This window comes from Vibrio sp. 10N.222.49.A3 (assembly GCF_041475145.1).
Classification (GTDB): Bacteria; Pseudomonadota; Gammaproteobacteria; order Enterobacterales; family Vibrionaceae; genus Vibrio; species Vibrio tasmaniensis_A.
In genome coordinates this window covers 1-12,105 of record NZ_JBFRVM010000243.1, presented here as the reverse complement: position 1 = coordinate 12,105, position 12,105 = coordinate 1, and the positions used below count along the sequence as shown (strand labels likewise).

Here is a 12,105-nt window from a genome sequence, read left to right as displayed (position 1 = left end):
TAACTGAGGGCGAATGTGTAAAGATGCTGATATCATTGCATTTTATAGACAAAAGGCAGAACCATGTCTCAATCAATTTGGCTCGCTATTGGGCTCGTTCTTATCGCTGAAGGGCTCGGCCCCTTGATTGCACCTAATGGCTGGAGAAACATGGTCGCGCAACTGAGCGAGCAACCAGACACCCAACTGCGCCGTATTGGCGGTTGTCTTGTGGTGGCTGGTGCCGTTATCGCTTTCATGACCTACCGTTAGGTTTTCTCAAAGTACGGAGCTGTCACTACGACTTCCCTCGAAGATTCAATGGTCACCTGCAGTCTTCAACGAATAGAAAACAAAAAGGCTCCCATTATGGGAGCCTTTTGATTTTTAGGTACTTCGCTAATTTAATGAATTAACGAATCAGCTTATTTTGCTGGAGCACCGCTTGCTTGATTCATGTATTGGAAGAAGTCAGTCTTCGGATCCAGTACTAGAATGTCGCTCTTATCGCTAAATGATGTCTCATAAGCTTGCAGTGAACGCATGAAGCCATAGAACTCAGGGTCTTTGCTGAACGCATCAGAGTAGATCTTCGCTGCTTCTGCATCAGCATCACCACGAGTCACTCGAGCAGTACGGTCAGCTTCAGCAAGAACAGTCGCGACTTCTAGCTCAGCTTGAGCACGGATAACTTCTGCTTTCTCACGACCTTGTGAACGGTGTCTACGAGCAACCGACTCACGTTCTGCACGCATACGGCGGTAGATAGATTCACTGATTTCGTCAGGAAGGTTAATCTTCTTCATTCGGAAATCAACAACTTCAACACCTAAATCAGCCATCGCACTTTCTGCCGTTCCAGACAAAACGTTTTCCATGATCTTATCGCGTTCACCATCAACTTCTAGTGCTTCTGCAGCCGCTACCGTTGTGACAACTTCGCTATCAGCAGAGTCTGGCAGGATGTCCTTATTACGAGGGCCTGATACGATCTGCTTAATTTCACGAGAACCAATTTCAGAACGAAGAACATCTGTCACTTTACGCTCAAGAAGTGCTTCTGCCGTCATGATATTGCCGCCGCCGGTACTCAGATAAAAACGTCCAAAATCAGCAATACGCCATTTTGCGTAGGTATCAATTAGAACGTCTTTTTTCTCTGATGTTACGAAACGGTCAGAACGACCATCCATCGTTTGAATACGAGCATCAAGTACTTTTACGCGATCAAACATCGGCAGTTTAAAGTGCAAGCCTGGTTCATAGATTCGTGAGACGCCGTTGTCATCGAGAACTCGACCAAAACGAATTACCATGCCACGTTCGCCTTCTTGAATCACAAATAGTGACATCAATAGAAGGGCAATCGTCACAACTAATACAGGGATCATTAATTTACGCATTATTAGTATCTCCCTTGACGTGAACTGTCTGAACGAGTTTGAGTGCTAGACTTTGGATCCGCTTGAGTTTCTAACTCAATTTGATCGTAAGTTGATGATGCTTTTGCAGGGCGAGTACCCGACTGAGAACTACCTTGTGCGCCTAGCTTATCAATTGGTAGGTATAGCAAGTTACCGCTTGATTCAGAATCAATCAGGACTTTCGATGTGCTTGAGTACACTTTTTCCATTGTATCAAGGTACATACGGTTACGTGTTACTTCAGGAGCTGCTTGGTATTCAGGTAGCAGTTTCTCGAACTGAGCGACCTGACCTAGAGCACCATTAACTGTACGCTCTGAGTAACCCACCGCTTCTTTCTTCAAACGCTCAGCACGACCTGTTGCTTTTGGAAGAATGTCATTTCGGTAAGCTTCAGCTTCACGCTCGAAACGCTCTTCATCCTCACGAGCCGCGATAGCATCATCAAATGCATCTTTCACTTGCTCAGGTGGACGTGCTGACTGGAAGTTCACGTCAACAATAAGAATACCCATATCGTAGCTATCAATAATACGGTTCAGCGTTTCTTGAGTGCTTTGACGAATCTGCTGACGACCACTTGTCAAGATACTATCCATTAGTGAGTCACCAATTACCGCACGAAGCGCAGAATCGGTTGCTTGGCGTAAACTGTCGTCTGCATTCGTTACACGATACAAGTATTTGTATGGGTCAGAAACACGGTATTGAACACCCATTTCAACGGTCACAACGTTTTCATCTTTCGTTAGCATGGTGCCAGCAGCACGTAGAGAACGAATCGCTTGAACGTTTACCAGTTGCTCATCTTTGATTTCATCGATAAAGCGTGGGTGCCAGTTAAGACCTGGTTCCTCGATACGGTCGAACTGACCCAGTCGAAGTACTACTGCTCTTTCTGCTTCGCCAACGGTATAGAAACCCGCGAAGAACCAGATAGCAATCGCAATGACAGCAATGACACCAAAGCCAATCGCACCGCCACCACCAATAGATGGCCCGTTACCGTTGCCACCTTTTTTACCAAACTTGCCACCTAACTTTTGACTTAGTTTACTAAACACTTCGTCTAAGTCTGGCGGTCCTTGATCTCGGCCGCCGCGATTATTGTTCTTACCCCAAGGGTCGTTATCGCGGCCGTTATTATCGCCGTTGTTGTTATTTCCAGGCTCATTCCACGCCATTAGAAAGCTCCATCATTTGATATGACGTTATACTGTAGCAGTCTCTTTGGTAACGATAAAGCCACCTAAGAGCGCCCCTTCTCTTTTTTCAAGTTTAGACCAATCTATTTGTTGCATTCGGATATCTATCAACAAGTTACCATTTTCATCATACTCTTCTTGTTGAATACATTTCATCTCAAAGAATAAGCTACGAATACGGCCCTGATGTTGATGTGGAATACACAATCGGAATTGAACCATTTGACTTGCTAAACGCTCAGTTAAAGCTTCAAACAGCAGTTCAATGCCTTCTCCTTCCATTGCAGAAACCCAAACAGCGCGAGGTGCGCCCTCTTCGTCTCTTTCAATTCGAGGTTTTTGGTCTTCCATGCAGTCAATTTTGTTCATGACTACAAGGGTTGGCACTTCATGAGCATCGATTTCTTCTAATACTTCATGAACAGCCTGAATGTTCTCACGAAAGCGGTCATCACTGGCATCAACAACATGTAACAAAATGTCAGCTTCCTGCGTCTCTTGTAACGTAGCCTTGAACGCAGCGACCAAGTCGTGTGGTAGATGACGGATAAAACCTACGGTATCTGCGAGAATTGCAGGCCCGACATCTGCCAAATCAATCTTACGTAGTGTTGGGTCTAGAGTTGCAAACAGTTGGTCTGCCGCATAAACACCAGCACTTGTGATGCGATTGAAAAGTGTTGATTTCCCTGCGTTGGTATAACCAACCAAAGAAATTGTTGGGATTTCAGCTCGATTACGAGCACGTCGTCCTTGTTCACGCTGTTTAGCAACTTTCGCTAAACGACGTAGTATTGCCTTTATACGGTCACGCAACAAACGTCGATCGGTTTCCAGTTGAGTTTCACCTGGACCACGAAGACCAATACCACCTTTCTGCCTTTCAAGGTGAGTCCAACCACGAATCAATCGAGTAGAGATATGACGAAGCTGAGCGAGCTCAACTTGTAGCTTACCTTCATGAGTTCGCGCACGTTGTGCAAAGATATCTAAGATCAAACCCGTGCGATCAATCACACGACATTTACACAATTGCTCGAGATTTCGCTCTTGGGCAGGAGAGAGGGAGTGGTTAAAAATCACAATTTCAGCACCGGTTAGCTGAACAGCTTGTGCGATTTCTAGGGCTTTACCTTCTCCAACGTAGTATTTAGGGAGTGGGGATTGTCGGCTACCAGTAATCACTTGTAGCGTTTCTACCCCCGCTGAGGAGACCAGCATTTCACATTCGCTTAGATCTTCCCATTCTCCCTCTTGCGTGAAGTTGATATGAACAAGTACGGCTCGCTCGCCGGATTCATAACGGTCAAACAAGCAACCAACTCCTTATTACAGCGCAAGCTGTATCAATTGAACGATTAATCTTCAGTCTTCTCTGGACGATCAGATGGCGTGCGTTGCTCGCCGCTGTGGTGACTCACTGCACGAGCAGGAACCACAGTAGAAATCGCATGCTTGTAAACCATTTGGTTTACTGTGTTCTTCAATAAGATCACGAATTGATCGAAAGACTCGATCTGACCTTGCAGCTTAATGCCGTTAACAAGATAGATAGAGACTGGAATGCGCTCACGACGGAGTGCATTTAGGAATGGGTCTTGTAGCGATTGCCCCTTAGCCATTTTATTTTCCTTATTTATATTTTGTTGTAATTATTTAGCTAGTGGTGCACAAAAAGGTGCGGCCTTTGCATCTGAGCTAAACGAATAAAAAAACTCCGTTGTTATTGAAAGGCTGTGATTTTTAAAAGCCTCAACAACTGATCCTTTCCAGAGTATATTCACGCAAAAGCGATCACATTATACACAGCAATACTAATCAGATGCTATTGCATCTGAAAGAGTTTCTAACGCCTGTTCAATGTTTTCGCTATCCAACCAAGTTAAATCATCCCAACTGCGTAACCAGGTGATTTGTCGCTTGGCCAATTGACGAGTTGCGCAGACACCACGGAAAACCGCTTCGTCTAAATCGCAATTCCCATCTAAATAATCCCACATCTGCCTATAACCAACGCATCGGATCGATGGCAGTTCAGGGTGAAGATCTTCTCTGGCGTACAACGCTTTCATTTCATCTTCAAATCCCGCTTCTATCATCTTCTCGAAACGCAGCTCAATGCGGCGATGGAGTTCTTTCCTTTCCTTGGGAGCTATTGCAAATTGTTTTACACGAAATGGCAGGCTATCGCCTTTCGTTTGAGTTAGCTCTGTTAATGTTTTACCCGAAATTCGATAAACTTCCAATGCCCTTGAAAGCCTTTGTGGATCATTTGGGTGTATTCTTTCAGCGGATACGGGATCTATCTCTCTTAATTGATCGTGCAATGCCTGCCAACCCTGCTCAATAGACTCCGCTTCAATCTGCTTACGAATCTCTTGATCCGCAGCGGGTAGTGGCGATAAACCTTCCAACAATGCCTTGTAGTAAAGCATTGTGCCACCAACAAGTAGCGGGATTTTACCTTCCGCTACAATCTTATTCATTTCACTGATCGCATCACGACGAAAGTCAGCCGCAGAATACGCTTCGCTTGGGTCGAGAATATCAATCAAGCGATGAGGCGCGAGCGCGAGCTCTCCTGCATCCGGCTTAGCAGTACCAATATCCATGTCTTTGTAGATTAGCGCCGAATCGACACTGATGATCTCTACCGGGTATTTCTGACGTAAGCGGATAGCTAAATCTGTTTTTCCTGATGCAGTGGGGCCCATTAAAAACAACGCTAAAGGTAATTTTTCAGTCATGATATTTTGTATTTATTTCTCTGTTAGAGCACTTAATTAAAAGGCTTCATGTCGCGATACACTTGTCTACTAAGAAAAGCCTCATCGCAACAGTTAAATCGTAAACAGCCGAAGCCGTAAATAAGCTTAATTTATCTAAAACTCAGCTGTGAAAATTCACCTACAAACTAAGCCATAAAAGCAGCGATGGTTGCAGAAAAGTCGATAGGATTAACAAATTCGGGATCATCTAATGGAAGTAGACCATGCCAAAGTTGCTCAAGTTCCCCAACTAGTTGAACCGCTTCAGAGAAAGTGTAGTCGTTTTTTACTTGTGCTGTCTGAATCCCGATCCAGTTAACCAGTAATGGTAACGTATCGCTAGAAAAGCTATGACCTTGAGTTTCCGAGGCCTGAGCGTTTATTGAAGCCGCGTACGATAACAGATCTGGGATCAAAATTTGTAAGTTTTGCTGCCTCAAAGGAGAAGGCACTCCCATCACCATTATCGCTTCGTTATTCCTAGCTTTAAGCTCGATACCAAGCACAGACAGCATTGGATTTAGCGCCTTAGCGACACCGACTAAATCAGCGCCTAATTTGATGGATAAAGGCACTAATAATGGTTGGCTCTTTAACGCGCCATCACGCGTATCAAGCTGGCCAACAACACGCAATAACTCAGCCTTAGCCAAAGAAACCAACACACTGCCGTTCTTATTACCCATCACCAAGTACTGACGTTCCACAATCGAGACCGCTTTGCCCAAGTCCGTCACAGGTACTCTTGGCTTTGAATGGGCTGGATTCTGTTGAGCTGGTTTAGTTTCTATTGGGTTCACTTGAGCCACATGCTCGTGAGGTGAGGATGGCTGTACAACTTGGTCATCAAAATCTGGCGTTTTCAGAAGCTCTTTATAGGCCTTCACTTCTCGCTTAGATGGAGCAGGTTCACCATGATGTTGGTGCGGCTCTTTTTCTTTTTTAGGTTCAGGTCGAGACTCTATCCACTCTTGGCGAGGCGAGCCGGTAAAACTGGTTTCATGAGCCGACGGACCTATGTTAGGCGATGAACCTCGATTAGCTGGCGAGCTATAACGCTGCCCACCATCATTAACGCTGTGCTGAGGTTGATCATAAACCTGTTCAGATTCGGCTTTTCTTGGGTAGGCTGGCGTTTGCTCAATAGCATGTCGCACCCTTTCCGAAACTTGGCTTTGATCCGCGCTACTAGGTAGCGTGTTTTCAGGTTCAGCGAAACTTGCAACACCATCAACTTCAGGCACCGAATCATCTTGCTGATAACTTGGCGCTTCTGATTGATGGAAAGCAGATTGATTCACAGGCGCCGCATCGATTTGCTTACTCTGTGCTAAGCCATCACTCAAGGCTTGGTAGATGAAGTCGTGTACAAGGCGGGCTTGATGAAAACGCACTTCATGTTTTGCAGGATGAACATTCACGTCCACCTGATGCGGGTCTAGCTCAATGAACAACACATACGTCGCGAATTGGTCGGGGCGCAAGCTAGTTTCGTAGCTTTGACGAATCGCATGATTGATCAGCTTGTCACGCATCATACGACCATTCACATAACAGTATTGCAGATCGCTTTGTTGTCTTGCTCCTTCAGGCGTGGTGATCCAGCCATGAAGTTTTAAGCCTTGATGCTCAAGTTCGATCTTAAGCATATGGCGAACAAAAGGATTGCCACATACAGCTGCGATGCGCTTTTCGGCTTGAACTTGTGTTTTTGCAGCGCGGTACTGACGAATCATTTTACCGTTATGACGAAGGTTAATCGTCACATCAAAACGGCTCAATGCAATGCGTTTAAGCAGCTCATCGATATGCGTGAATTCAGTTTTCTCGGTGCGTAAGAATTTACGTCGTGCCGGAGTATTGAAGAACAGATCCAATACCTCAACCGAGGTGCCAATGGGATGCGCTGCTGGCTGCAGTTTCACCTGCATATCACGACCTTCACTATGTGCAGCCCAAGCTTGATCCTGAGTCGTAGGACGTGAAGTCATAGTTAGGCGGGCAACAGAGCTAATACTCGCCAGTGCTTCACCTCGGAAACCTAGGCTGACGATCGCTTCAAGGTCATCAAGAGTATGAATTTTAGAGGTAGCATGACGGCTTAATGCCAAGGCAAGCTCATCTTTAACAATGCCCTTGCCGTTGTCACGAACGCGGATCATCTTAGCGCCACCTTTCTCGATATCGATATCGATACGTGTCGCACCAGAATCCAAACTGTTCTCAACCAACTCTTTCACAACAGAAGCAGGTCTTTCTACCACTTCACCCGCTGCGATTTGGTTAGCTAGCCGAGCTGGCAGTATTTTGATCGTCATATGTATAGCTACCTTACTGCCATTTATAGAAGCACTTCTCGCGTTTGAGATTGCTTCTATGTTCTAAACATTACTTCAACATTAGCCAACTATTTGTGCGGAATAATCAGCACTTGGCCAATGGCCAACTCATCGGAACGTAGTCTGTTTGCTTGACGGATACTATTGACGCTCACGCCATATTTCGAAGCAATCTTGCCAAGATAATCGCCTCTTGCGACTTTATGTTTACGTAGAGGTATATCTTTTACTTCAACCGTAATACGTAACTTTTGGCCTACTCTCACGGTTTCTGATTTCAAGCGGTTCTCACGTTTAATGCTTGCTACCGATACTTTGTAACGGCTAGCTATCTTGCCTAAGTACTCTCCAGACTTAACCGTGTGTGTCAGCGTTTTACGGCTTGTTGTGGTAGCCGCTTGTGAACCCGAGCTTGGAATTTTTAGAATTTGCCCTACCGCTAAGCTCGTCGACTTCAAACCATTCAACTTCACTAATGCTTGTGTAGACGTGCCGTACCTCTTCGCAATCACAGACAATGATTCACCACGCTGTACTTTGTGCTGACTGGTAGAGTTAGATGATGCCGCCGCGTTAGAAATAACAATCCCTTCTGGTGGATTCGCTTTCAAATATTTAACGACCGCTTTGGTCACAGCTCGCGCAAGTTTGTCTTGATGCGAACGTTGGAAAAGAAGCTTCTCTTCGGTCGGATTCGAAATAAAGCCCGTTTCTACAAGTACCGATGGAATTTGTGGTGAACGTAACACTGCCAAGCTGGTGTTAATCGGCTTACTGTTATGCAGTTTTGCGACCTTACCCATTTCAGAGAGAATAGTCGTTGCCAGTTTATAGCCCTCTTTTTGAGAGTGGCTAAACTGCAAATCAAGCAGGGTTTGGTTGACGTTTTTATCTGCAATATTGCCAGTAAACGCAGCACCGCTGCCGCCCAGCAACTCTGACTGTTTCTCTTTGTTCTCAATCCAACGGGAAATCTCAGTATTTGCCCGTCGAGTATTCAACACGAACACCGAACCACCTCTTGGTTGAGGCGTCGTAAAGGCATCGGCGTGAATAGAGATCAAGAGGTGTGCTTCGTTCTCACGAGCAATTGCAACACGTCTGTTCAGGTTTACAAAGTAATCAGCATTACGTGTTAAACGCGTTTTGATTCCTGGAACTGCATTTAACTGCGCAGAGATCTTTTTCGAAATACTAAGAGTCGCATTCTTCTCATATTTACGAGATGGGCCAATGGAACCAGGATCTTCACCACCGTGGCCTGGGTCAATCACAATCAGAACATCACGCTGACGCTTAACTTGATTGAGGTTCTTACTCACTGTTGGCTTACTCGGCGTTGATGTTGCTTTGCCTTTACTTGCCGCACCATGAGGCAAGTCGATCACCAAGCGATGTCCGTACTGACCACCAGGAGTCGGACTGAGTTTAAACAACTCTGCTTTAGACGACTTCTTTAACTCAAAAACCAAGCGATACGTGTTTTTGTCTGGCGGTGAGCTTTTACGAATCTTAGATAGAACGGGGCTGTCTTTCACCACGACCGGTAACTTAGTTGCAAGGTTGGTCTTTTTTAAATCAACAACCAAGCGACTCGGGCTACTCAGGGTGAAATAGCTGAAATCCGCTTCTGATTTTAAATCGATAACCACACGAGTTTCTTCTGGAGAAGGCCAAACCCTTAAACTCTTTAGTGAGTTTGCAGAAACAAGTGAAGAAAACAATATAGAAAAAACAGCAGCCAACATAGCTACTGCTGAAATAAGGCGTCTAGAAATCAACATAACTCCAACTGACTAAGTAAGCGCTGTCCGTATTCACTGTTAGCGGTTAAAGAAACAATGCGGTGATCGTCTTGGTAACGAATATCAATATCCAAATCAGCTTCTGGTAGCATTCCATAACCTTTCTCTGGCCATTCAACCAAACAGATAGCATCTGGCGTGAAGTAGTCACGAATCCCCATAAACTCTAATTCTTCAGGATCGGCTAGGCGATAAAGATCAAAATGGTACACCTGCCAATCGGCAAGTTGATAAGGTTCAACTAGAGTATACGTTGGGCTCTTTACATTTCCTTGATGGCCAAGTGCTTTTACAAAACCACGACTGAAGGTCGTTTTACCTGCGCCAAGATCACCATGCAGATAAATAGTTGTCTGCTGTGAGCAAAGATTAGAAAGCTCCGTTCCTAATTGAATCGTTGCTTGTTCATCTTTCAAAGTAAATTGTTTCGTGCTCATGAATACGTTCTCTAAAAATCGATCGTTGACTATATAAAAATCAAAAGAACAAGAATAGTAAACCGTGATGCTTTTGGGAGACAAGCACTCAAGTGTAAGTTCTATGAAAAATACTGATCAAAACACGTCTGTTCTGGTCAATACCACTAAGATCCGTTAAGATCCGCCCCCATTTTTGCCGAACCTAATTTTAATTAGCCTTATCTCTAATTGTAAAACAGAGAAAATAAGAATTAAGAATGAAGCCATGAATCTAGACCATCTTGCTGAAAAAATTAAAATCTGGGGAAAAGAACTCGGCTTTCAAAAAGTTGGCATCTGCGATGTTGATTTAAGTGAACATGAAGCCCCTCTTCAAGCATGGCTAGATGCTGGCAACCACGGCGAAATGGATTGGATGGCTCGACATGGGATGATGCGTGCTCGTCCCAATGAACTTCACCCAGGCACCATTCGAGTGATCAGCGCCCGAATGAACTATCTACCACCAGAAGCTCAGTTTGCCTCTAACCTAAGCGATACCACTCAAGGTTATATCAGCCGTTATTCTTTAGGCCGCGATTATCACAAATTGTTCCGCAACCAGTTGAAAAAGCTGGGACAAAGAATCGAGAAGGAAGTCGAAGGTTTAGACTCACGTCCTTTCGTAGATTCAGCGCCCATCTTGGAACGACCGCTCGCTCAAAAAGCAGGGTTGGGCTGGACAGGTAAACACTCATTAATTCTTGATAAAGACGCTGGCTCTTGGTTCTTCCTAGGAGAATTGTTAGTTAACATACCTCTTCCAACAGATGAACCCAGTGTCGATGAGTGCGGCAAATGCACCGCATGTATCACCTCTTGTCCAACGGGCGCCATTATTGCTGATGGCGTAGTGGATGCTCGAAAATGTATCTCGTACTTAACCATTGAATATGATGGTGTGATCCCGGAAGAGTATAGAGACGCAATTGGTAATCGTATTTACGGTTGCGATGACTGTCAGTTAGTTTGCCCGTGGAACCGCCATGCCGAACTCACTGAGCAAACAGACTTCCACCGCAGAGAAGACTTCCGAGAGGCAGACCTTGTTTCACTTTCAAGTTGGGATGAAGCGACCTTCCTAAAGAAGATGGAAGGCTCAGCGATAAGACGTATTGGACACACCCAATGGTTACGCAATATTTTTGTTGCTATGGGCAATGCGCCATTTCAACAACGCATTGTTGAAACACTGGAATCTCATCGAGGCAACAACGAAATGCTGGATGTGCATATTGAGTGGGCTTTAAATAAACAACTACAACAGTTACCCAATGCTAGCAGCATGCAAGAAGATAGCTCTACGCAGAAAAATAGCTGTGTGCAAAAAAATAGCAGCAAAATCCTCACCAAAAAGCACAGGCTAATACGCATCGTTGAGAAAGGGCTACCAAGAGACGCCTAGCCCCTTAGCCATCAACGATTGGCAGGTCAACCCACACCAACAACCCACCATACAACACAACTCGTTGCACATAATTTTCGAACAATGTTTGACCTTGTTCTCAATTCTAACAATGTGGAAAAAATTCAGAACTCTCGTAAACTTCCGACACCCACGTAAAGTTAAACACAGTACCGATAAATGATTAAGATCAAAAAACAACAAGTTAACGATCTTTTATCAAATTCAAGGTAAGCATTCAACCTGATAAAAAACAATGAGTTACGATCGGCACAATTCAGCTAATATACTGAAAACAAGAAAGATCTTTTAGAGAAATGTAAAGAATTAGGTCTGAAATAACTTTATCAACCAAGTTATCCACACTTGATACTTTGTGGATAAGTCTGTTTATAGATATGAAAAACCTCAAGTATCTGCTTCAGAGACCTGATGTTTACTAGCATTCTTGTTGCTAACAAAAATTTAAGACAAAAAAATATCCACCATAATGGAGGATTATTTGCTTTTTGGGGGGATTATGCTTCGCAGCATTAAAGAAAGAGCGTGACCGGTAAGGTCGTCTTTAAACACTGTGGCTTAAAGAGTTTTGTTTACCATGAAAAGTAAACTGGAGCGATACATCGGGTTCGAACCGATGACCTCAACCTTGGCAAGGTTGCGCTCTACCAACTGAGCTAGTATCGCATAAGCTAACCGTTCATCTTTTCTGCTACAAAGCA

The 12,105-nt window shown here is 44.5% G+C and carries 10 protein-coding genes and 1 tRNA gene; 2 read left to right on the top strand and 9 right to left on the bottom strand.

Going from position 1 to position 12,105, the window contains the following annotated elements; translation table 11 throughout:
- Positions 1-63: 63 nt before the first annotated feature.
- On the top strand, positions 64-252 hold the full coding sequence (locus tag AB4589_RS24175) for a DUF2065 domain-containing protein (protein ID WP_009847884.1): 189 nt from the start codon (positions 64-66) through the stop codon (positions 250-252).
- Positions 253-404: 152 nt separating this feature from the next.
- On the opposite strand, the gene hflC is transcribed toward AB4589_RS24175, so the two are convergent.
- The 8 genes from hflC to tsaE all read right to left on the bottom strand — a co-directional run bounded on the left by hflC (position 405) and on the right by tsaE (position 9,957).
- Positions 405-1,382: a protease modulator HflC gene (gene hflC, locus AB4589_RS24170; RefSeq protein WP_009847883.1), complete on the bottom strand. Its 978-nt coding sequence runs from the start codon at positions 1,380-1,382 to the stop codon at positions 405-407.
- A gap of 2 nt (positions 1,383-1,384) precedes the next feature.
- Positions 1,385-2,587 carry an FtsH protease activity modulator HflK gene (gene hflK, locus AB4589_RS24165; RefSeq protein ID WP_372101851.1) on the bottom strand — a complete coding sequence of 401 codons (1,203 nt, stop codon included), beginning with the start codon at positions 2,585-2,587 and terminating at the stop codon, positions 1,385-1,387.
- A gap of 27 nt (positions 2,588-2,614) precedes the next feature.
- Positions 2,615-3,922 (bottom strand): ribosome rescue GTPase HflX, encoded by a 1,308-nt coding sequence (hflX, locus tag AB4589_RS24160; RefSeq protein WP_009847881.1) that lies wholly within the window; start codon positions 3,920-3,922, stop codon positions 2,615-2,617.
- A 44-nt stretch (positions 3,923-3,966) separates the two neighbouring features.
- Positions 3,967-4,230, bottom strand: coding sequence for an RNA chaperone Hfq (gene hfq / locus AB4589_RS24155; RefSeq protein WP_017059927.1), 264 nt, complete (start codon positions 4,228-4,230; stop codon positions 3,967-3,969).
- Positions 4,231-4,422: 192 nt separating this feature from the next.
- Complete coding sequence (miaA, locus tag AB4589_RS24150; RefSeq protein ID WP_009847880.1) at positions 4,423-5,355, bottom strand: tRNA (adenosine(37)-N6)-dimethylallyltransferase MiaA; 933 nt, start codon at positions 5,353-5,355, stop codon at positions 4,423-4,425.
- A 167-nt stretch (positions 5,356-5,522) separates the two neighbouring features.
- Positions 5,523-7,694 carry a DNA mismatch repair endonuclease MutL gene (gene mutL, locus AB4589_RS24145; protein ID WP_372101850.1) on the bottom strand — a complete coding sequence of 724 codons (2,172 nt, stop codon included), beginning with the start codon at positions 7,692-7,694 and terminating at the stop codon, positions 5,523-5,525.
- A gap of 89 nt (positions 7,695-7,783) precedes the next feature.
- On the bottom strand, positions 7,784-9,499 hold the full coding sequence (locus AB4589_RS24140) for an N-acetylmuramoyl-L-alanine amidase (protein WP_372101849.1): 1,716 nt from the start codon (positions 9,497-9,499) through the stop codon (positions 7,784-7,786).
- Positions 9,493-9,957, bottom strand: coding sequence for a tRNA (adenosine(37)-N6)-threonylcarbamoyltransferase complex ATPase subunit type 1 TsaE (gene tsaE, locus AB4589_RS24135; protein ID WP_004735870.1), 465 nt, complete (start codon positions 9,955-9,957; stop codon positions 9,493-9,495). Before tsaE ends, AB4589_RS24140 begins: the two co-directional genes overlap by 7 nt.
- Before the next feature lie 247 nt (positions 9,958-10,204).
- On the opposite strand from tsaE, the gene queG reads away from it, so the two are divergent.
- Positions 10,205-11,383, top strand: coding sequence for a tRNA epoxyqueuosine(34) reductase QueG (queG, locus tag AB4589_RS24130; protein ID WP_029222983.1), 1,179 nt, complete (start codon positions 10,205-10,207; stop codon positions 11,381-11,383).
- A 611-nt stretch (positions 11,384-11,994) separates the two neighbouring features.
- Here the strand turns inward: queG and AB4589_RS24125 are convergent.
- Positions 11,995-12,070: transfer RNA gene (locus AB4589_RS24125), tRNA-Gly, on the bottom strand.
- Positions 12,071-12,105 lie beyond the last annotated feature (35 nt).